Raw genomic sequence first — 20,982 nt, 5'->3', positions numbered from 1 at the left:
ACATTTAGCCCTCATCAACTTTTCTTTTACCTTTTTAGCTACCGTGTACTCTAATTTTTTGGTGTTAAGGCAGCTTGTTTCTTAGAATATAGATGTGTATTGTTTGGGCATTGGCCATTTGTTTGCCATTTTTCCTACTTTCATTTCTACTCTGGTTAGGCCTTCGATGTGTGCGATTTGGTTTTGGATTTCTAAGAGTTCTTCTATGTCTTTGTTGAATGCAAAAACGAGTAAGTCAAATTCTCCGCTGACTTTCATGATGTGGGTTACGTCTGGCATGCTTGTTAGTTTGTTTACTACTTTTTCGATTTCGCCTCTTGAAGACAAGGATAAACTAAAAAGCTGAAGTGCCTTGTAACCGATTTTTGTGGGGTCAAACTGGACAACCACTTTGATAGTGTTGTTTCTTCTTAGTTTCTGGTACCGTTTAGTTATCGTGTCAGTTGATTTTCCTATTTCCAAAGCAATGTTTCTAAACGACATCCTGCCGTCCTTAGCTAGCCTCTCAACTATTTCCATGTCAATTTTGTCAAGTTTGACCTCTTTGGCTGGGGCGTTTACTATTTTGGGTTCATCTTCGAAGATTTTTATTTTTTGACCCTGCGATAGTCTTTCTATGTTTTCAAAAATGTTTCTTACGCCTATCCAGATGCTGCTTTTCACTTCTTTGGCGTTGGCTACCCTTCTAATTTTCTCTTTGACGCTGTCCAGCTCTTCGATGTCGCGGAGAGCAACTCCAATGTTTATGCTATACTTTGGGTAGCCATGCATTGCAACGTAAACGTTAGGTATCTGTCTCATCTTCTTGACGATTTGCTCTATATTCTCTGTTTCGACACTTGCAATTATGGTTGCGTATGCTTTGAATCCGAAATGCGGGTAGTTGATTTGTACTGTTGACCCTTTGATTATGCCTGCCCTTCGCATGTCGTCATAGTGTTTCCATATTGCGTTTTTAGAAACTTGACATTCTTTTGCTATGTCTGCAAACTTTGTTCGCCCATCCCGTAGCAGAGCCCCCAATATCGTTAGGTCTATTTCGGTTATTTTCGTGTATCCACGCCCCCTACAGACTATTCCATTGCCGTATAAAAAAAGTTGTACATTCCCATTTTCCTTACACTGTCCAAATCATTACGTTTGCTATATTACCTTTGCCCGTATTTTTTTAGTTTTTTCGTTAAACTATAAATAAGGAAACAACCAACTATTACTATTAAATCTAAAGGAGAAAAACGAATGAAACCTAAACTAAGTAAATCTCTGTTCTCAGTTGCTTTAATTCTGCTATTGACAACATCTGCTTTCATGTTGCTTGCACCGACTGCCGACGCACACGATCCACCATGGGAAATCCCAACCTACGCATACATAACCGTCTCACCTGATCCCGTTGGCATTCATCAAACAGCCTTCGTTATCATGTGGCTAGACAAAGTTCCACCAACATCCACTGGAATTGGTGGAGACCGTTGGGAAGATCTCACCGTTGTAGTTACCAAACCTGATGGTACAACAATGACCATTGGTCCAATGAATTCTGACTCTGTAGCATCTGCCTTCTCACTGTTTACTCCCGACCAACTTGGTGTTTACACCTTTGACTTCTCAATGCCCGACCAAATTCTAGACTTGGAAAACCCTGAAAACGGCGTTGCTGGTAACCCAAGCGACTACGTAAACGACACTTACTTGGGCAGCAGTGCATCTACAACCCTTACAGTACAGGCAGAAGATGTACCTGAAGCACCAACCTATCCCCTTCCAACTGAATACTGGACACGACCAATTGAAGCACAAAACACCGCATGGGATCTCCTTGCCTCAAACTGGCCAGGCGGCGCGCTGTTCCCTGACCGCTTCCAATCAAGCGGTGCAGCACCCGATAGTGCACACGTACTCTGGACCAAACCCCTATCAGATGGTGGTCTAGTTGGCGGCGAGTTCTCAATCCCCGCAGCAACCTACTACACAGGTCTTTCATACGAAGGACGCTTTGGTAACCCAATGATTATGAACGGCAGACTCTACTACGACACACCCCTAAGCGACTCCCCCAGTGGTGGGCCTTTTGTCTGTGTTGATTTGGCAACTGGCGAAACCCTCTGGGAAAACGATGCTATATCTCCAACCTTTGGTACACTGTACCTGTACGAATCACCTAACCAGCACGGTGTTATCGGTGACGGCTACCTCATCCAGGCTTCTGGCGGCGGTGGCTTCTTTGCATCAGCAGCACCCTCAAACTGGACAGTTTATGACTCACGCACTGGCGAATGGCTATTCACCATGACTGATGTCCCCGGTGGCTTCTCTACCGCCTTCTCAATCTTGGGAGGATATGGTAGCGGCGCTGTTGGCTCAAACGGTGAGCTTTTGAACTTCCAGTTTGACAACACCAATAACTGGCTAGCAATGTGGAGCTCAGCTGCAGAACCAACCACTGGTCTAGTATCACGCCCTGGAAACACCACAGATGCTTATCAGTACCGTCCTGTTGGCAAAGTTGTCAACATGAGCGATGCTTACATCTGGAACGTAACAATCCCTGACCTGCCTGCAGGTTCATCCATACTCAGAGCTATTCCTAACGACATGGTCTTGTTCGCTACCCCAACTGCATCATTCATCAGCTTTGGAACACCCGCAACCGTAACTGTCACTGCAATCAGCACTAAAGCAGAAAACCGCGGCGAAATGCTATGGCAAGAATCATATGATGCACCTGACGGAAACATCACCCGAACCTTTGGTCCAGTTGACCCTGAAACCCGCGTCTTTACCATGACTGACAAAGAAACAATGCAATGGCTAGGCTTTGACATGGACACTGGAGCAAAATTGTGGGGTCCAGTTGGAGACTTCCGTGCCTTCCAGTACTACGGACAAGTTTCTAACCCACCAGCACCCGGACAAATTGCTTATGGCAACCTGTACGTTGGCGGCTATGGTGGAGAAATCCACTGCTTTGACCTTCGCAGCGGCGACGTGAACTGGGTATACAACAACACCTTCAGCGGTGACCAAACACCATGGGGCTTGTATCCTCTGTTCGTAGCAACCATTGCAGACGGCAAAGTATACGCTTTCACTAGCGAACACTCCCCCAACGTGCCTCCATACAAGGGCGCACAAGTCCGATGCATCAACGCCACTGACGGTTCAGAAATCTGGACCATGGATGGCTGGTACGCAATCGGCAGCTTTGGTGAAGAACCCGCACCCATCGCAGACGGTTACCTCGTATACCTAAACGTGTACGACATGCAAATCTACTGTGTTGGTAAAGGTCCAAGCGAAACCACCGTTGCTGTTCCTATGACCTCTGTTGCTGTCGACGAATGCTTCACCATAACTGGTACAGTCCTTGACCAATCCCCCGGCGCTGAAGGCTACGCAGCAATGTCCGACGCAAGCATGAGCAGCTGGATGGAATACGTCTACATGCAAAAGCCCATGCCACAAGACGCAATTGGCGTTACTGTCAAATTGACAGCTTTTGACCCCAACTGCAACGAAATCATCATCGGCGAAACAACCGTTGACACCAAAGGCAACTTCGGTTTCACCTGGTCACCTGAAGTCCCAGGCACATACCAAATAGTTGCAACCTTTGAAGGCTCAGACTCCTACTACAGCTCATACGCAACAACATACCTAACCTCAGTCGAAGCACCCTCCGCATCAGTCTCACCAACACCCACCGACACTTCCATGCCAACTTCTACGCCCTCTGCATCTGCTTCTCCTTCGCCCTCTGTTGCTCCTCCAGGCACTGATGATGCTACTGGCACCTACATCTTGCTAGCTGCTGCTGTAGTTGTTATTGTTGCTGTTGCTGGTGTTGCTGCTCTGTTCCTAAGACGCCGACAATAAACCAACCAACAATCTATCAAAAACTCCTTCCTTTCTTTTTTTGTGAAAGGCATCAAAGGCATAGTTTGACTCTAAAAGGGGCTGAGTGGGCTCTGAGCAATGATTTACGCGTTAGCAGCAGGGTCATTGCAGTTTCATTCTCTCTCCTATTTGGTTCCAGAGCCCCAGCAAACCCTTTATGTCTTTGATTTTCAATTTTTCGTATCCAATTCCCAACTGTTTTCTGTTTTTTGTTAAGCTTGGAAGCTTCCTGATGCGGGTTGTTATGGCAGGTGTGTTCGCGTTATCCTTATAACGTTGCTTTGGTACGCTATTTTGATTGTTGCTGGGTAAGTGGTGTCTTGAAGGGTTTTGATTTTGAAGAAGAACGCATCAGGCAAGAGATTGCAACGTTTGGTGCTAAACGTGTTTTGCTCCAGTTGCCTGAAGGCTTCAAACCTGAAGCGCCGCGGCTGGCAAAACTTGTCGAACAGGCGGGGTCTTTGCCCATAGTTTCAGCTGACCCCTGCTATGGCGCCTGTGACCTAGCAACTTTTGACGCTGAAGCCCTTGGCGTTGACCTCATCATCCACTTTGGACACGCAAAACTTCTCAAACACACGCGCTTACCCACCGTTTACGTAGAAGCCCGTTCAACCATACCCATCAACCACGCCGTACATGCTTCACTTGATTTGCTATCTGGGTATGACAAAATCGGGTTAGCCACAACCGTGCAGCACGTTCAAACTTTGGCTCTGGCTAGGGAAATTCTGGTTCGCGCAGGAAAAACCGTAATCATCGGAGACGCCCACCGCTTATCCTACGCAGGGCAGGTGATGGGCTGCGACTTTAGCAACGTCAAATCCGTAGCCACGCAAGTGGATGCTTTCTTGTTTGTGGGCGGAGGAAAATTCCATGCTTTAGGTGTTGCGCTTTCCACCTCTAAACCCACCATAGTCGCTGACCTCTACGACAACACCGCCTACACCCTAACGGATGAAGTGCAAAAGATTATTCGGCAGCGTTACGCCAGCATCCACGAAGCCCAGCAAGCCAAAACCTTTGGGGTTCTGATTAGCTCAAAGCCTGGACAGCAACACCTTGAAGACGCCCTGCAAATCAAAACTGCATTGGAAAAGCTGGGCAAAGCGGCTTGTCTTTTGTCGGTGCGCGAAATCGTGCCTGAAGTGCTCTTGGAATTTCCCACTTTAGATGCGTACGTGAACACTGCGTGCCCGCGCATCTCACTTGATGATGCTTCAAAATTCAAAAAACCCCTTTTAACAGTAAATGAGTTCAAAGTGCTAACTGGCGAATCCTCATGGGAGAACCTGCTCAAAAACGGATTATTCGCAAACTAGATCTAGAGCGCTTCCTCTCAACAATTAAGCCTCACACTACGCCAAAAGCGCATCTTGAGCAATACACCACCCCCCCAAATGTAGCAGCAAATTTGCTCTATTTAGCCGCCTACAACTATGGTGACATAGCAGGCAAACGTGTTTTGGATTTGGGTTGTGGCACAGGTAGACTTGCCTTAGGCGCAGCTTTTCTAGGCGCCGCATCAGTTGTAGGCATAGACCTTGACAAGCCCACAGCAAAAACCGCCCACGAGAACGCGTCTGCACTGGGTTTTAAAGAAAAAACTGGCTGGGCGACAGGCGACATAGACGCTATAGCGGGCTCTTTTGATACGGTTGTGCAAAATCCGCCCTTTGGAGTGCAAAAACATGCGGCTGATAGGCGTTTTCTATCAAAAGCCCTTGAAGTAGGCAACGCAGTTTATTCGCTTCATAATCACCCCTACACTGACAAGCACCTGATAGGAAAAATCAAAGCAAACAATGGACTACTCCAAGTTGCGCCTTCACCCTTTCTTCAAAGATTCATCGAAAAACACGGCGGCACAATTCAAGCCACCTACGCCCTACTCATGACAATTCCTCACATGTTCGACTTCCACACCAAAGCCAAACAAGAAATCATAACTGACCTCTACGTAATCAGAAACTGATTTGCCAATATATAACCCGTGGTAGCCTCTTAGCTTTCTTGTTTTTCTTTCTAACTCAAATCAAAAGGTTTATTGCACAGCAGCGAATCTATGAGATGTACTCGTTTAGCTAACGTTCAAAATAGCATGTTTGTGTTTAAGGTAAAGGGATATTTCGATGGCTTTGAAATCTGACCAGAAAAGCGGGCAGTTGGTTCTTCCCGGTGAGCGTTTGGGTGTTATTGAAGAGTTCATTCCTGACGCTGGAACTTATGTTAAAGATGGCGTGATTTACTCTAAAATCGTTGGCAGGGCTCTTATGGACCTGTTAAACAAGCGTGTTTCTGTTTATCCTGTTGTTCAAGGCGCCGTGGTTCCCAAGGCAGGTGTAACTGTTGTTGGGCAAGTTGGTAACGCGCAATCCGACAACGTTTTGGTTCGTATTTTTGAAGTGGGCGCTAAAAAGAAAATGTCTGGCGTGTTTAGCGGCATCTTGCATGTAAGCGATGTTTCCGACCGTTACGTTAACTCCATGAGTGACGTATGCAAACCTGGCGACATCATACGTGCCAAAGTTATTAGTTCAAAAAACCAAGTCTACCACCTAACCACCGCCGACCGCACCCTTGGCATACTTCACGCGTTTTGCTCCAACTGCGGCTACTTACTTGAGCAGCAACGCCACGAACTGCACTGCGCAAGATGCGGCAACCGCGAACGACGCAAACTAGCACCTGACTACGGAAGCGACGCCATCTAAAACGAAGAGGTCACAAGAAAATGAAAATTAACGTTTTAAAACAAACCGAAAACGAACTCAAAATCGAAATCAAAGATGTTGGTCATGGTGTATGCAACCTGCTGCAAAAGAAGCTGCTTGAAGACCCAAACGTTGACCAAGCAGGCTACGATATCCCCCACCCCTTAGCCTCTGACCCCATCATCTACGTTCGAATGAAAGGCAAAGCCAAACCCGTAGACGCCCTCATGCAAGCCGCAGAAAAAGCACGCGAAGCCAACCAAGAATTCAACAAAGCACTCGAAAAAGCCCTCGCCGACTAACCACTCTTTTGCTTCCCTACCGGTTTGTATTTTTCTTTCTTGTTTTATGTTAAATTTTATAATGCGTGTTTCTCTACTTTTTAGGTGGGGTGCTGTTGGTTCGTAGGCAGTTGCGTGTTGTAAAGCCTGAAATCCGCGTTGTGGGCATAGATGATGGCAAGTTTACGCCGCACTCTAACAAGCAGGTTCGTGTGGTGGGTGTGGTTTTTAGGGGCGGCTACTGGCTTGAAGGCGTAATGAGCACAACCATAACTGTGGATGCTTTGGATGCTACCTCAAACATAAGCAGCATGATTGTTAATTCGCCTTACTACAAGCAACTGCGCGTTATACTGCTTAACGGCATAACATTTGCAGGGTTTAACGTTGTTGACATAAAAGAGCTCTATGAAAAAACTGGGGTGCCCGTTATTGCGGTGACGCATAAAAAGCCTGATTTGCAGAAAATCCGTGTTGCCCTATCTAATTTGCCTCACAGTGAGGTTCGCTGGCGCGGGGTTCTTAATGCTGGCGAGCTTTTTGATGTTCGGGTGCGTGATGCGAAGACGCCTTTGTATTTTGAGGTTGCAGGAATACCCTCTGAGCTTGCGAAATCGGTTTTGAAGTTGACTGCGACTCGAAGTGTGCTTCCTGAAGCTTTGCGGGTGGCTCATTTGGTGGCGTCTGGAACAAGCTCTATATAGAACGTTGGATACTCATTTACGAAAACGTTAAAAGTTATTATGCTTAGAAAAGAGCGGAAAAGGGAGTTAAGAACTATGGAATTTTGTCCCAAATGTGGTTCCCGTCTTGAACCCAAGAAAACCAAGGCTGGCAAGGAACCCTCCTTAGCTCTTGTCTGCTCCAAGTGCGGATACAAAAAACCCGAAGCCCCCCAAAAAATTGAACCCCCAATAGCAAAAGTGATACATCACAACCCCCAGCAGCTTGTAGCAGTCATCGGCAAAGAAGAGCAAAAGCTACGAACCCTCCCCACCGTCAGAATTGAATGCCCCAAATGCGGAAACAACACCGCCTACGTCTGGCAAGTACAAACCCGCGGCTCAGATGAATCCTCAACCCAGTTCCTACGCTGCACAAAATGCAACTACACCTTCCGCGAATACAGCTAAAATCCCCCCTCTACCCTTTTGTTTGGGTTTTGTAGCTTCTAGAACAGTTTATGTACCCGCGTCTTCCTTAAAGCATAAATCTAAATAATCATACAGCATATTGCACTAGAACAGAGGAACCCTGAATGTTTAAGCTCAAAGTATCCGACGCCAAACTTCTAAAAGACATGGCTAACGCAATTTCTATTCTTGTTGACGAAGCCACCTTCAAGATTGAAACTGACGGCTTGAAACTGCGTGCAATGGACCCTTCACGGGTTGCCATGATTGATTTTGAATGGCCAAAAAGCATTTTTGAAGAGTACGACTGCTCTGAATCCTCTGCTATGTGCATAAACATAAGTGAGTTGCTTAAACTGCTTAAACGCGCCAGCAAAGACGAAGCCGTCGAGCTTTCCCTAGATGATAAGACGGGTCGGTTGCAAGTTAAAATCACGGGCAAATACACAAGAAAATTCAACATGCCCACGCTGGAAGCATCCGAAGAAGAGGTTCCCACCCCCAAGATAACCTTTAACGTTGTTGCCAAAACCACCACTCAGGGTCTAAGTCAAGCCATAGACGACGCAGGTCTGGTAAGTGACCACGTGCGCTTCGAAGCTGACCCAGAAAAACTGGTGCTAAGCGCTTCAGGCGACCTCATGGGCGCAACAATCACCCTGCAAAAAGGCAACGACGCCCTACTGGATTTAGACGTCAAAGAAGAATCCAAAGCCACTTTCAGTCTAAGTTACCTCTCCGAAATAATCAAAGCCGCCTCCGCCACAAGCGACATAGCCACCTTAGAATTCTCCAGCGACATGCCCGTTCGCATAGACTTCCAACAAACCATCGAAGGCAAACTAACCTTTTTCCTAGCGCCACGCATAGAAACCGAGTAGTAGAGCCAAGGGTATGTCGCAAGAAACTCAAAGTTTCACTCCCAACGACATAGCCAAATACCCTTTTTTAAAAGAAACTGCTGCGTACCTGCAACTTATCGGTTTAGACATTGACGAGTTAGACAGCCCCGAACTGAGCGGTATCCTTAACCGCGCCAAGGAAAGGCTGGAAAACGCGGTTTTGTACGTGTGGACAGGCGAACGCGTAGCAAATGATTTGGAAATTCCCTCTTTTCCTGTGGCAATTATCTTGGCTTTGGCAACCAAGAACTCTTTCATCAAGAAACGTTACGCGCTGGCGGAGGCTAAGGAAGCTTTTAGCGCACTACAACACGAATCAAACCAGCGCCTCATAGCCATAGCAAAAGATTTCGACTGGGACATACAACTAAACAAAGACCCCGAAATTGCCTTGGATTTTGTGATTGGGGTTGCTGATTACCTGCGAAACATCACTCATTTGCGCGACGAAAACTGGAAACTCGTCAACCGCCTCTTAACAAACGGCAAAGTTTACCTGCCCCAACACGACATAGCCCGCCTGCTGCAAGAAGAAATCCAAAGACGCATCGAAAAACGCTTAGAAACCAAAGAACTCCCAGATTTCCCACCTAAAATCACCCAAATCGCCGAGTACATAACCGACTTAGCAAAAGAAAAAATCGGCGAATCCGAAATGGACGGCTTCCCCAAAATCGTCTCCCAATCCGCTTTTCCCCCCTGCATAGTTGCCTTGCAAGACGCCGCCACAAATGGACGCCACCTCTCCCACATAGGCAGATTCGCCCTAACCTCCTTTCTTGTAACCATCGGCATGCCTTCCGAAAAAGTCGCCGAAGTCTTCAAAACCTTCTCTGACTACAACGCCCGCCTAACCCTCTACCAAGTTGAACACATAGCTGGTGAACGCGGCTCAGGAACCAAATACACCCCCCCAAGCTGCTCCACCCTAAAAACCCACGGCGTCTGCACCAACCCCGACCAACTCTGCCAACACATACGCCACCCCCTAGTCTACTACAAACGAAAACAACCCAAACCTGCCTAAGCTCAGTTACCTTTTCCTTTTAGAGAACAAGTTACGTGCTGAACAGAACCTGGATGTTGAAAATGTTTTGTGGGGTTTAAAAAATGAAAGAAAGGTTTGTGAGTTAGTTGCTCTGCTTTGGGTTTACTTCTTTAGTGTTATTTCCATCGTGGAAACCATGCGGCTTTTGGTCTCTCCCTCTCGTGGTGGCATCTCAGCGGTTCCGATGGCGATCTTGCTTACTTTGAGGTCTTTTACGAAGCGGTTTCGGGCTATTTCAGCCACGTCGACTGCGGTGGTTATTGCTTGGCCTCTGGCTTTCAGTGTGATTTCTTTGGGTGTGCCTGATGAGAGAGCTGTGATTATTGCCAGAACATAGCTCATGGGAGGTTTGTTTCCGACGAAGATAACGTCTGCATTTTCTGCCATTTTATTTTACTCCTTTTGTGTTTATGTAACGTTGCCGGGTCTGCGTGCGTCTGTCCGCGACAGAGCGTTACTGATTTTATGTAGGTGAACTCCCTTCCTTATATGTTCTGTGGGAAAACGCTGCCGTAGGTGAGGCGGCAAAGTTTTAGCTTGACCGCTTGTTTTTGCTTTTAGTCCAGCTTTAATAGTGACTGTGAACATACAAACTACGACTTTGCCTATGCTGACTAAACTAAAACAACGGGTTCAACAAATGCTCTCTTCGCAAGCAAAAGCCGCCCACGCCATAGGCTTAACCCCCAACATCGTATCCATAATCGGGTTTGTTTTGTCTTTTTTTGCGGCTGGTGCCTACGCAGTTACCACTCCCCAGCAACCCTTGTTCTTGCTTGTCGCCGTGGTTTTGCTTTTAGCCTCGGGTTTTTGTGATGCTTTAGACGGCATAATCGCGCGTACATACAAGCAAACCAGCGTTTTTGGCGGCTTTTTTGATTCCATGCTAGACCGCTATGTTGACGCGTTTTTGCTCATGGGCATACTTCTTAGTGGCTTGTGTGATTTGCTGTTTGGGTTGCTTGCGTTGGCTGGTTCGTTGATGGTTAGCTACAGCCGTGCAAGAGCTGAAGCAGCGGGCATAAAAATGGAATCCGTCGGGTTGGCTGAACGCGCCGAGCGCCTCTTGATAATTGCTGGAGCTAGCTTAGTTGCGATTTTCTGGCTTCCCGCCCTAAACATAGGTGTCATCTTAATTGCGGTTTTGGCAAACTTTACCGTAATACAAAGAGCACTGCACGTTTACAAAATCTTGAAAACAAAGGAAAAATAATAATTGCCTGTTAAAAAGGCTGGTTTATTGGCGTCTGCGGTATTTTGTGTGGCGTTCGTTTTCGGCTCTGACTTTGACGATGCCACGGTGGACTGCACAGGATATACAGTAGTATTTCGTGTCTACCCAAGATGCTAGGTATGTGCCTTTTTGCCTAAGTTCCTTGGCTAGTTGAGGCTCAACAAAAGACACGCGGCGAGTAGACCGTTTCGCTTTGTCACGCGGCACCATCTGTCCGCAACTTCCGCATTGAACTAAGCTACTGCTTCCTTTACTTCCTTTTGCTCTTCCTCGGCTTTTCCGTTTAAATGGCACTTTTTGGGACCTCTTTTTAACTCGTAAACAAATAGTCCATCTACTGCCTTATATACATGTTCTTGGGGCAACAAAAAACTTGATAGAGTATTTGGCGTGTTTTTAGCGTAGTTTTATGTTGAAAATTTGTTTTGGGTTTTTTGTTTATTTGGACAAATGTTTTTTGTTTTGTGTGGCTTATTCTTTTGTTGTCTTTGTAGATGTTGGAAAACTCTTAAATTATGCGTTCTCTTTTTTGAGTTGTATGGTTAGTCTGGCTTGAATTTGGAGGTGTAGTGTTTGTCTGAAATTGGGTTGAGGCCAAGGATGCTGGTTAAAGATGTTATGAGCAGCCCCGTTGTGACTACTGATGAAGAAGTTCCTTCAAACCGCATTGCAAAGCTCATGGAAGAGAACGCTTTTGGTTGTGTTATCGTAACCAACCCGGAAGGCAAAGCTTTGGGCATCATAACTGAACGTGACTTGGTCATGCGGGTTTTATCCAAGAACCTTCAACCTGCCACCGTGAAAGCTAAAGACATAATGACCGCCCCCCTAGCAACCATAGATCCTGAAGCCACCATAAGCGATGCCGCGCGTCGAATGAGCCGCCTAGACATTCGAAGACTTGGCGTAATATACAAAGGCGACCTAGTCGGGTTAATCTCCAGCAAAGACGTCTTAGGCATCATGCCTGAGCTCATCGAAATCATCCAAGAACGCTCCCGCATCGCATGCGAAAACTCTGAAGAAGTCGACCTTGAAGAACCCTCCCTCACTGGCTACTGCGACCAATGCACCGTCTACTCCGAAGACCTCAAAAACGTCGACGGACAATACCTGTGCGAAGAATGCCGCGCAGACACCCAATAACCCCTACTTCTCAAGCACATCCTGCGCGTGTGAATAACCAAAATAAACCCCCTCTTCCTTTCATAGCATAGGCGAGTATTCTTGATTGTTGACACCGTACTAACCAACGCCAAAGCTTACCTTAAAGGCGAAATAGTTGACTGCTGCATAGCCATCGAAGACACTAAAATTTTCAAAATCGGCAAAGAAACCCACATGCCCAAAGCCGACGAAAAAACCAACCTGCACAACCTGCTCGTTTTGCCTGGAGTTATTGACTCTCATGTTCACTTGCGAGACGAAGATAACGCCTACAAAGAAACCTTTTTCACGGGAACCCAAGCCGCAGCAGCAGGAGGTGTAACCACGGTTTTGGATATGCCAAACAACGCCCCCACCACCATTAACGCCGACTCCCTGAAAACCCGCATGGAAAAAGCTTCTCGCCGCGTAGTAGTTAACACTGGCTTTTACTGTGCCTTCCCCAAAAACCCCAACGAAATCAAAAAAATCCTCACGCAAGGCGCCGTGGGTTTTAAGCTGTTTATGGCAGAAAAAATCGGCGGCTTAGACATAACAGATGATGTTGCCCTCAAAGAAGCCTTCGAACAGGTTGCCCAATCAAACGCGGTTGTGGCAGTTCACGCCGAAGACCACCAACTCCTCAAGGCAGCAGTGGAAAAACTTAGACGGCAAAACCGCCACGACGTAGCCGCGTTTCTAAAAGCCCACAGCGAACAAGTTGAAGCCGCCGCCGTAGACCACGTGCTCAAGTTGACCTCGCCGATTCCCGACTTTAAACTGCACATTTGCCATCTCTCAACAAAACCTGCCCTGCAAGCACTCTCCAAAGCCAAAGCTTCAGGCAAAAAAATAACCTGCGAAGTAACCCCCCATCACCTGCTACTTTCCAAAGACGCCTACGCAAACTTGGGTGCACGCGTTTTGACTATGCCTCCGCTGCGTAGCAAAGAAAACGTTGATGCTCTTTGGACTGCCATAGCCGAAGGCGAAGTTGACACTATCGGGTCTGACCATGCCCCGCACACATTGGATGAAAAAGATGCCAACAGCATCTGGGACATCAAAGCAGGTGTTGTTGGTTTGGAAACCACTTTGCCTTTGGTGTTGACTTTGGTGCACAAAAACAAGTTGTCCTTGGATACGGCTTTGCGGTTGTTGTCGGAAAAGCCCGCGGAGATTTTTGGTTTATCTGGCAGGGGCGTTTTATCTGAGGGTGGCTTTGCGGATTTGGTGGTTGTGGATTTCAACGAGAAATACCTAATTGATGCTTCCACGTTTTATTCGAAGACCAAGTTTTCGCCTTTTGACCGCTGGGAAGTTCAAGGCAAACCCACAAAAACCTACGTTAACGGGCAACTGGTTATGGATGACCACGAAATCGTAGCTAAAGCAGGCAGCGCCCCTATTCTTCGAGGCGACTTTGCCTGAAATTCCTGTTAGATGCTATGCTCGGGAAGTTGGCGCGTTGGCTGCGCATGATGGGCTACGACACCAAATACTCCAACGCCCTCTCTGATGCAGAGCTTTTAGTGTTGGCGCAGGCGGAAAACCGTGTTTTGCTCACCCGCGACTTTAGCCTCTACCAGCAAGCCCAAGCCAAAAATCTCCCCGCCTGCTACATAACAGGCAACACCTCGCCAGAGCGCCTAGCCCGCCTCGCCGCGTGCACAGGAATTGCTTTAGAAGTTGATTTGGAAAACACGCGCTGCCCCAAATGTAACACCCGCCTTCAAACTGCCCCAAAAGACACCATAGCCGGCAAGGTAGAGAAAAACACGCTACTGTATTATGATGTTTTTTGGTTATGCCCTGCTTGCGGGAGTGTTTACTGGCAGGGTGCACACTGGACAAATATTCGCGCTGCACTAAAAGAAGCAAAAGAAAAACAAGAAAAAATGGTTTAGGCTACGTTGAGCCATTTCAGCGGGATGTCTTGGAAGGTGCCGTCTGGCAGGGTTCGCCTAATTGTCATGGGCAAGATTTCGCTTTCAAGCTCTTTAATTGCGATGTCAATTGGGCTTGACAAGCTATCATCCACATCCGTAAGAATAGGAGCACCCATAGAAATCTGAAGCGACCTTGCACCAATGATACGGGCTTTCTCAAACCGCGTAACCTTTGGCGGACCAACTTCGACTTTAGCTTGAGCAGACATTTACATTCCTCCCATGCCGGGCATGCCACCCATACCGCCCATTCCTGGCATTCCGCCCATGCCGCCGCCGGGCATTCCTCCGCCTGGGGGGGCTTTCATTTTTTGGGCTGCGATGACGTCGTCGATTTTGATGATCATCATGGCTGCTTCTGCGGCGGATTTGATTATTTGTTTTTTGACTGTTATTGGTTCGAATACGCCTGCTTTGGACATGTCTTGGATTTTGCCTGAGAGCACTTCGATGCCTGCCCATTGTTCGCCTTTTTCATGTTTTGCCCTAAGTTCGGAGAGTATGTCGATGGGGTCTAAGCCTGCGTTTTCTGTGAGGGTTATGGCGACTGCTTCGAGGGCTTCTGCAAACGCTTTAACTGCTAGCTGTTCTCTTCCTTGCATGGTTTCAGCGTACTGTTTGAGGACGCGTGCGATTTCCATTTCAGGAGCGCTGCCACCTGCAACGACCTTGGGTTCTTGGATGATGTCGCGTACTACGCATAGGGCGTCGTGGATTGAACGTTCGGTTTCAGCGTTCATGCGTGGGGTTCCGCCTCTGATGAGTATGGTTACGGCTTTGGGGTTCTTGCAGCCTTCAACAAAAGTCATTTTATCCTCGCTGATCTTGCGTTCTTCGACAACTTGGGCATAACCCAAATCCTCTGCCCTCAAGTCTTCCAAGTTAATTGCGATTTTCGCGCCTGTAGCTTTGGCAAGTTTTCCCATATCTGACTTTTTCGCCCTGCGAATAGCAAAAATGCCCTTGCGCGCCAAGAAATGCTGTACCATATCGTCGATGCCTTTTTGGCAGATGACCACGTTTGCGCCTGTTGAGGCTATTTTTTCAACCATGCCTTTGAGCATTTCTTCTTCCTGCTTGAGAAACGCTTCAATTTGGTCTGGGCTTTCAATGTTTAGTTTGGCGTCGTACTCGGTTTTCTCGTTCTCTAACGACGTGTCCAGCAACGCGATTTTGGCTTCTTCTACGCGTTTGGGCATGCCTGAATGTACGACTTCTTTGTCTAAAACAATGCCTTGTATCAGGCTGGTGTCTTTGAGGGACTCACCCGTTTTCTTCTCCACGGTGACATCGTCTACGTCTGCCTTGTAGACTTCGCCGTCTTTTTCTGCCACGGACATCATGGCTTTAACGACCATGTCGGCGAGGTAGTCTTTGTGTTCGGCAACGAGTTTGCTTGCCATGGAGGTAACTGCGGCTTGTTTTAGGTAATCCCCTTTTTGCAGGTCAACGTTTACGGCGATTTTCTCCAAAGTTTCCAAGGCTTTTTCCTGTGCAAGTTTGTAGCCGTCAACTATGATGGTTGGGTGTATGTTTTTCTCGATAAGCTCTTCAGCCTTGCCTAAGAGTTCGCCTGCGATAACAACAGCTGAGGTTGTACCATCACCCGCTTCGTTATCCTGAGCTTTAGAAACTTCCACAAGCATCTTCGCCGCGGGATTTTCCACATCCATCTCATCCAAAATCGTGCGTCCATCACTAGTTATAGTTACGTCACCAAAACTATCCACAAGCATCTTATCCATACCCTTTGGACCTAGGGCACTTCGGACGCTTTCCGCAACAATCTTTGCAGCCATAATATTGGTGTGCTGCGCTTCTCTTCCACGGGACCTTTTTGAACCTTCCTTTAATACAAGAATTGGCATTCCATTAGATTGATTATTTGACAAATCCAATAAACCCCTTAAATGCGAACAACAACAAAACATAATTGCCATATAAAGTTTTTCTTAAAACTGTGGTCTGATACCATGCATCAGTTAATGCATTTCACCTTTTTTGCATGTTTAGTGTTTACTGCTGTTTGTGGGCGCGGCAAATTAGTATACGGAGACTTTGGCGACGCCTTTGATTTTAAGAAGTTCGGATATGAGTTCGCCTGGGATTTTTTTTTCGACGATGAAGGCGAGTTTGGGTTCGGGTGAGAGTTCGGGGTCGTCGACTATGGCTTGTCGGATGCTTAAGCCGCCTTCTGTTAGGGCGGTTGCGGTTTTTGATAGGATTCCGTGGGCTTTGGCGTCTTCGACGGAGATTTCTACGACGCCTAAGTTGAGGTGTTTTGCGATTTCTTTGAGGGAGTGTCCTGCGGGGCGGATTTCTTCGAAGATTTGTTTGAGTTCGGGGGTGTTTTTGATGAGGTTTGTGGTTTCGTTTACGGTGCGTCTGTCTACGTTTGCGGCTCGGGCGATGCGTACGGGGGGAATTTCGATTTGGTTGAGGTAGATTTTTTTGTCTTTGATGCTTAGGCCGTTTTCGACTAGGACGTGGGCTACTTTTAGCCTTTCAGGGTAGGCTTCCATGTGCCTTTTGATATTATTCCACATCAGGTACGTTTCTGTACAGCAACGCATAAATATGTTCCTGTATGTTTAAGTACCAAACACGCTATACAGTGTCAAACATCATTAAAGGTGAAAAAAGCTCATGCCCACCCGAAAAATATTCCTCCCTGAAGATGACGTACCAAAACAATGGTACAACATAACCCCTGACCTCCCCAAACCCCTCCCCCCATTCATTGACCCCAACACCAAAGAACCAGGCGTTGGCATCGTTCCACGAATTTTCCCCAAAGCTATCCTTGAGCAGGAACTAAGCAAGGAACGATGGATAGACATCCCCGAGGAAGTTCGCGAAGTATACAAGCTCTGGAGGCCTTCACCTCTTTTCCGAGCCGTAAACCTCGAAAAAGCCCTTAAAACCCCCGCCAAAATCTACTACAAATACGAAGGCGTAAGCCCCGCAGGCAGCCACAAACCCAACACCGCCGTCCCCCAAGCTTATTATAACATGAAAGAAGGCACCAAACGCTTAACCACCGAAACAGGCGCAGGACAATGGGGCTCAGCACTCTCCTTTGCCGCCATGATGTTTGGCTTAAAAGCCACAGTTTACATGGTACGCGCAAGCTACGACCAAAAACCGTACCGCAAGATGATGATGCACGCTTTTGGAGGCGAATGCTTTGCCAGCCCCAGCATGCAAACCGAAGCAGGCAGGAAAATCCTTGCCGAAGACCCCGACAATAAAGGCAGCCTTGGCATAGCCATTAGCGAAGCCGTCGAAGACGCCCTAGTTCATGAAAACGAAGCCAAATACACAATCGGCAGCGTCTTCAACCACGTTTTGCTCCACCAAACCGTAGAAGGCCTAGAAGCCAAAAAACAGCTCGAACTCGTCGACGATTACCCCGACGTAATCTACGGATGCATCGGCGGAGGCAGCAGCTACTCAGGCGTGATTTGGCCCTTCTACTACGACAAAATCACCAAGAAAGCCCCCAAAGAAACCCAGTTCGTCGCCACCGAACCCACCGCATGCCCAAAAGTTACCAAAGGACAGTACCAGTACGACCATGGTGACACCGCCCGCATCACCCCGCTAGTTCCCATGCATAGTCTTGGACACGACTTCATGCCTGCCCCCATCCACGCAGGCGGATTGCGCTACCACGGCATTGCCCCCACAATTAGCATCCTAAACCAAACAGGCCACATGCAAACCCAAGCCTACAACCAAATCGAAGTCTTCGACGCAGCCAAACTCTTCATCCAAACCGAAGGCATCATCCCCGCCCCCGAGCCCTCACACGCCATAAAAGCCGCCATAGACGAAGCCGTCCGATGCAAACAAACAGGCGAAGAAAAAACCATACTCTTCGTACTCTGCGGACACGGGCACTTCGACATGCAAGCCTACGAAGAATACTTCAACGGCAATCTACAACCCTACGAATACCCCACCGAAAAAGTCGCCCAATCTATGGACAAACTCCACGAACTCTACCCCTGGCTCGACAAAGTCAACAAACAATTCATCGGCTGCGAAGCCCAATAAACCCCACAAACCACAACTGACCACACATGTGGTCTCCTCAATTCTTTGTTTTTCAGCTTGGTATGCTTTTATTTTGTTGCTTCCCTGTTAGTACACAGAAGGCACGCGTAGATGGAAAAAAACAAAGCCAGCAACGCAAACACCCAGAAACTTTCCGTAAAACGGTTGGGCGTTATCGTGAACCCCGTTGCAGGTATGGGGGGTCCTGTGGGGCTTAAGGGTACTGATGGTGCGGAGATTTTGGAGCGGGCGTTGGCGTTGGGGGCTAAGCCTGTGGCTCCGTTGAAGGCAAAAGCGTTTTTTTCCGAGTTGTCTGCTGTGAAATCGGGTTTGGATTTGCTGGTGGGTGCTGGCGATATGGGTGAATCTGAAGCCCGCGCGTGTGGGTTTGAATGCACTGTACTTGGCAAACCAAAAGTGTCGACTGTGCCTGAGGATACCTGCGAGGTTGCCCAGCGTATGCTCAAGGAAGGTGTGGATTTTCTGGTTTTCTGCGGCGGTGACGGAACTGCCCGCAACGTCTTGTCAGTGGTGGGTTTGCAGGTTCCCGTTTTGGGGGTGCCTACGGGGGTGAAGATGCACAGCGCGGTTTTTGCCCTAACGCCTGTGGCGGCGGCGCGGGTTGTAGCCCGTTTTTTGTGGCGGGGGTTGCCTTTGCATGAGGCAGAGGTTATGGATGTTGACGAAGCGGTTTTTCGAGAAGGCAGAGTATCCGCTCATCTGTACGGTTACGTACTGGCGCCTTATGAGCCGCATTTGATTCAAACGAACAAACTCGCAAGCCCCATGACCGAAAGCGAACTAGAAAACCAAGCCGCCCTTGCCCTATACATCATAGAAAACATGCAACCCAACACCCTCTACATCATCTGTCCTGGAACCACCACCCGAACCATAGCCGACCTGCTAGACCAGAAAAAAACGCTGCTGGGTGTTGACCTTTTTGTAAACAAGAAAATTGTAGCCAAAGACGTAACTGAAACCCAACTCTTAGACGCGTTGCGTGGGGCTGAGGCGGTGCAGGTTGTGGTGACTCCAATTGGCGGGCAAGGGTTTGTTTTTGGTCGCGGAAACCAGCAGATAAGTCCTCGGGTTCTGCGGGGGGTGGGTTTGGATAACGTGGTGGTGGTTGCTACTGAGAGCAAACTGCGTGGTCTTAAAAGCTTGAAAGTGGACACGGGCGACGCCGCGTTGGATGCCGAGTTGCGGGCACGTAAAATGCGGGTGATTTCGGATTATGGGGTTGTGCGCCAACTGCACGTGGAGTAACCTGTGTTGTGGCTGGCGGGTTTACTGTAAAAGTTATATATTGACTTGTGTACTAGCTTCCCGTCTGGCTTTGTTTGGCAGATGTTTTAGGAGTTGAGAAGTTTGGGCGAAGATGTGTCTAGAATTAAAATAAAGTTTGTTGTTGAGGGTTTAGGTGAAGCAGAGGGCGAGTTGGTTAGGTTTTTGGCTCCGCGCACTGTGGAAACAATTGTTGGCAAGCTTCCTTTGGAGGGGCGTGCGGCTCTTTGGAAAGAAGAGGTCTACTTTGAAGTTCCCCTGCAACTGGGCGGCGAAAAAGCCAAAGCGAAAGTGGAAACAGGAACCATAGCGTACTGGCCCATGAGCAGTGCCCTGTGCATTTTCTATGGCAAATCCCAACCGTACAGCCCCGTAAGCAAACTGGGCAAGATAACAAAAAACCTGGAGATTTTCGAGAAGATAAAAAGTGGAACCCCGATACGGGTTACGTTACTAGATTAGATTAGAAAGCTAGTGAGCTGTCACGCCACATGTCTAAGAGGCGTTGGCACTCTTTTTTTACTTTTTCGTCACTGCTTTTCTCTTTGAGGGTTTCTAAGAATTCCATGCGTTTTTGTATGGTACGGTTTTCTGAGGCGCCGCCGTAGTACATTTCACCGTCTATGTACTCTTTCATGTGATGCGCTTTTTGCACCAGTAGGCTGGCGAAGTCAACGGGGTTTTCAACGGCGAATTTGTTTGCCCAGATTGCCACTTCGGTTTCGCGCAGCTGCGTTAACCCATCGATTTCTATAATTTCGCGCAGGTAGGTCCGTAGGAATTCGTATTGCCCTGCCGTTTTGGCATGTTCAAGGGCTTGGTTGACTTTTTCTGTGAATTCGGGGTTTCCTTTGACTGTTAGTTCGTGTTTGTATCCCGAGTCGGTTAATTGTTTAGCTTGTTGATGTTCTTCTTGCGTGTAAACTCTTTTGGGGTAAGACTCCACAATTACAACTCCTATGAATTGAAAAATGAATTTTGGTAGATATTTTGGTAGCTGAAAAAAACGCTCAGCTACTTGTTTGGCTTGTAGATTTTGAGGCTGTGGCTGCTTGAAACCAACTCTACGGCGCCGTTTTGCTCCAAATTACTTAGGAACTCTTTAGCGGCACTAATACGCACGTTAAACTTTGTAGCCACTGCATACGGCGTCAGAACAGGCATCTTTTTCGCTTCAGCGACGACTTTCTCGTTCTTCGCGTTTGGCGGAATCACGTTAATATTGGTCTTCCTATCTTTTGGAGGACCTGCTTTTTCTTTCTTTTTAGCGTCGTCGGTTTTAGCCTGCGTACGTTCCATCTGCTTTAAGCCGAGCTTCTTTTTTCCACCCAT

The 20,982-nt window shown here is 47.7% G+C and carries 24 protein-coding genes; 16 read left to right on the top strand and 8 right to left on the bottom strand.

The genetic code is table 11. The annotated features are described in order from the left end of the window. Positions 1-81: 81 nt before the first annotated feature. The gene (locus NWF04_08290) at positions 82-1,038 is read right to left on the bottom strand and encodes an Lrp/AsnC family transcriptional regulator (protein ID MCW4006572.1); all 957 of its coding nucleotides are present in this window, start codon (positions 1,036-1,038) and stop codon (positions 82-84) included. A gap of 201 nt (positions 1,039-1,239) precedes the next feature. Between NWF04_08290 and NWF04_08285 the strand changes: the two genes are divergently transcribed. From NWF04_08285 to NWF04_08245, 9 genes are all read left to right on the top strand, one after another. Beyond that, positions 1,240-3,876 carry a PQQ-binding-like beta-propeller repeat protein gene (locus NWF04_08285; GenBank protein ID MCW4006571.1) on the top strand — a complete coding sequence of 879 codons (2,637 nt, stop codon included), beginning with the start codon at positions 1,240-1,242 and terminating at the stop codon, positions 3,874-3,876. 341 nt (positions 3,877-4,217) lie between these two features. Then, positions 4,218-5,219: a diphthamide biosynthesis enzyme Dph2 gene (gene dph2, locus NWF04_08280; GenBank protein ID MCW4006570.1), complete on the top strand. Its 1,002-nt coding sequence runs from the start codon at positions 4,218-4,220 to the stop codon at positions 5,217-5,219. Continuing rightward, entirely contained in the window at positions 5,180-5,872 is a 693-nt protein-coding gene (locus NWF04_08275) for an METTL5 family protein (GenBank protein MCW4006569.1), read from the top strand. Before dph2 ends, NWF04_08275 begins: the two co-directional genes overlap by 40 nt. A gap of 157 nt (positions 5,873-6,029) precedes the next feature. Beyond that, positions 6,030-6,611 (top strand): exosome complex RNA-binding protein Csl4, encoded by a 582-nt coding sequence (locus NWF04_08270; protein ID MCW4006568.1) that lies wholly within the window; start codon positions 6,030-6,032, stop codon positions 6,609-6,611. 20 nt (positions 6,612-6,631) lie between these two features. Continuing rightward, on the top strand, positions 6,632-6,913 hold the full coding sequence (locus NWF04_08265) for a DNA-directed RNA polymerase subunit L (protein MCW4006567.1): 282 nt from the start codon (positions 6,632-6,634) through the stop codon (positions 6,911-6,913). Between the two features lie 95 nt (positions 6,914-7,008). Next, the gene (locus NWF04_08260) at positions 7,009-7,596 is read left to right on the top strand and encodes a DUF99 family protein (GenBank protein ID MCW4006566.1); all 588 of its coding nucleotides are present in this window, start codon (positions 7,009-7,011) and stop codon (positions 7,594-7,596) included. Positions 7,597-7,671: 75 nt separating this feature from the next. After that, on the top strand, positions 7,672-8,025 hold the full coding sequence (locus NWF04_08255; protein MCW4006565.1) for a transcription factor S: 354 nt from the start codon (positions 7,672-7,674) through the stop codon (positions 8,023-8,025). 125 nt (positions 8,026-8,150) lie between these two features. Continuing rightward, positions 8,151-8,906 (top strand): proliferating cell nuclear antigen (pcna), encoded by a 756-nt coding sequence (pcn, locus tag NWF04_08250; protein ID MCW4006564.1) that lies wholly within the window; start codon positions 8,151-8,153, stop codon positions 8,904-8,906. Between the two features lie 13 nt (positions 8,907-8,919). Beyond that, positions 8,920-9,954 (top strand): DNA primase large subunit PriL, encoded by a 1,035-nt coding sequence (locus NWF04_08245; GenBank protein ID MCW4006563.1) that lies wholly within the window; start codon positions 8,920-8,922, stop codon positions 9,952-9,954. A 123-nt stretch (positions 9,955-10,077) separates the two neighbouring features. On the opposite strand, the gene albA is transcribed toward NWF04_08245, so the two are convergent. Then, positions 10,078-10,362 (bottom strand): DNA-binding protein Alba, encoded by a 285-nt coding sequence (gene albA, locus NWF04_08240; protein ID MCW4006562.1) that lies wholly within the window; start codon positions 10,360-10,362, stop codon positions 10,078-10,080. A 220-nt stretch (positions 10,363-10,582) separates the two neighbouring features. Here albA and pgsA point away from each other — a divergent pair, with 220 nt between their 5' ends. Beyond that, complete coding sequence (gene pgsA, locus NWF04_08235) at positions 10,583-11,188, top strand: archaetidylinositol phosphate synthase (GenBank protein ID MCW4006561.1); 606 nt, start codon at positions 10,583-10,585, stop codon at positions 11,186-11,188. A gap of 24 nt (positions 11,189-11,212) precedes the next feature. Here the strand turns inward: pgsA and NWF04_08230 are convergent, their stop codons facing one another. Further along, on the bottom strand, positions 11,213-11,503 hold the full coding sequence (locus NWF04_08230) for a 30S ribosomal protein S26e (protein MCW4006560.1): 291 nt from the start codon (positions 11,501-11,503) through the stop codon (positions 11,213-11,215). Positions 11,504-11,782: 279 nt separating this feature from the next. Here NWF04_08230 and NWF04_08225 point away from each other — a divergent pair, with 279 nt between their 5' ends. From NWF04_08225 to NWF04_08215, 3 genes are all read left to right on the top strand, one after another. Further along, a complete protein-coding gene (locus tag NWF04_08225; GenBank protein ID MCW4006559.1) occupies positions 11,783-12,355 on the top strand; it encodes a CBS domain-containing protein in 573 nt (190 codons plus the stop codon). An 81-nt stretch (positions 12,356-12,436) separates the two neighbouring features. After that, a complete protein-coding gene (locus tag NWF04_08220; GenBank protein MCW4006558.1) occupies positions 12,437-13,786 on the top strand; it encodes a dihydroorotase family protein in 1,350 nt (449 codons plus the stop codon). Positions 13,787-13,791: 5 nt separating this feature from the next. Continuing rightward, positions 13,792-14,262, top strand: coding sequence for a Mut7-C RNAse domain-containing protein (locus NWF04_08215; protein MCW4006557.1), 471 nt, complete (start codon positions 13,792-13,794; stop codon positions 14,260-14,262). On the opposite strand, the gene NWF04_08210 is transcribed toward NWF04_08215, so the two are convergent. The 3 genes from NWF04_08210 to NWF04_08200 all read right to left on the bottom strand — a co-directional run bounded on the left by NWF04_08210 (position 14,259) and on the right by NWF04_08200 (position 16,877). Further along, positions 14,259-14,513 carry a DNA-directed RNA polymerase subunit K gene (locus tag NWF04_08210; protein MCW4006556.1) on the bottom strand — a complete coding sequence of 85 codons (255 nt, stop codon included), beginning with the start codon at positions 14,511-14,513 and terminating at the stop codon, positions 14,259-14,261. The two genes, NWF04_08215 and NWF04_08210, sit on opposite strands and share 4 nt — an antisense overlap. Then, the gene (gene thsB / locus NWF04_08205; protein MCW4006555.1) at positions 14,514-16,172 is read right to left on the bottom strand and encodes a thermosome subunit beta; all 1,659 of its coding nucleotides are present in this window, start codon (positions 16,170-16,172) and stop codon (positions 14,514-14,516) included. A 174-nt stretch (positions 16,173-16,346) separates the two neighbouring features. Further along, on the bottom strand, positions 16,347-16,877 hold the full coding sequence (locus NWF04_08200) for an amino acid-binding protein (protein MCW4006554.1): 531 nt from the start codon (positions 16,875-16,877) through the stop codon (positions 16,347-16,349). A gap of 73 nt (positions 16,878-16,950) precedes the next feature. On the opposite strand from NWF04_08200, the gene NWF04_08195 reads away from it, so the two are divergent. From NWF04_08195 to NWF04_08185, 3 genes are all read left to right on the top strand, one after another. Further along, entirely contained in the window at positions 16,951-18,363 is a 1,413-nt protein-coding gene (locus tag NWF04_08195; protein MCW4006553.1) for a TrpB-like pyridoxal phosphate-dependent enzyme, read from the top strand. Between the two features lie 111 nt (positions 18,364-18,474). Beyond that, positions 18,475-19,632, top strand: coding sequence for an ATP-NAD kinase family protein (locus NWF04_08190; GenBank protein ID MCW4006552.1), 1,158 nt, complete (start codon positions 18,475-18,477; stop codon positions 19,630-19,632). Between the two features lie 114 nt (positions 19,633-19,746). Then, positions 19,747-20,112: a cyclophilin-like fold protein gene (locus NWF04_08185; GenBank protein ID MCW4006551.1), complete on the top strand. Its 366-nt coding sequence runs from the start codon at positions 19,747-19,749 to the stop codon at positions 20,110-20,112. Between the two features lies 1 nt (position 20,113). On the opposite strand, the gene NWF04_08180 is transcribed toward NWF04_08185, so the two are convergent. Together NWF04_08180 and NWF04_08175 are read right to left on the bottom strand one after the other, a co-directional pair. Continuing rightward, entirely contained in the window at positions 20,114-20,596 is a 483-nt protein-coding gene (locus NWF04_08180; protein ID MCW4006550.1) for a hypothetical protein, read from the bottom strand. A gap of 68 nt (positions 20,597-20,664) precedes the next feature. Next, positions 20,665-20,982: a hypothetical protein gene (locus tag NWF04_08175; GenBank protein ID MCW4006549.1), complete on the bottom strand. Its 318-nt coding sequence runs from the start codon at positions 20,980-20,982 to the stop codon at positions 20,665-20,667.

The organism is Candidatus Bathyarchaeota archaeon, assembly GCA_026014465.1.
In the GTDB taxonomy this organism is placed as follows: Archaea; Thermoproteota; Bathyarchaeia; order Bathyarchaeales; family Bathycorpusculaceae; genus JADGNF01.
Note: the sequence above shows the minus strand (reverse complement) of the source record. Positions and strands in the feature narration are given on the sequence as shown.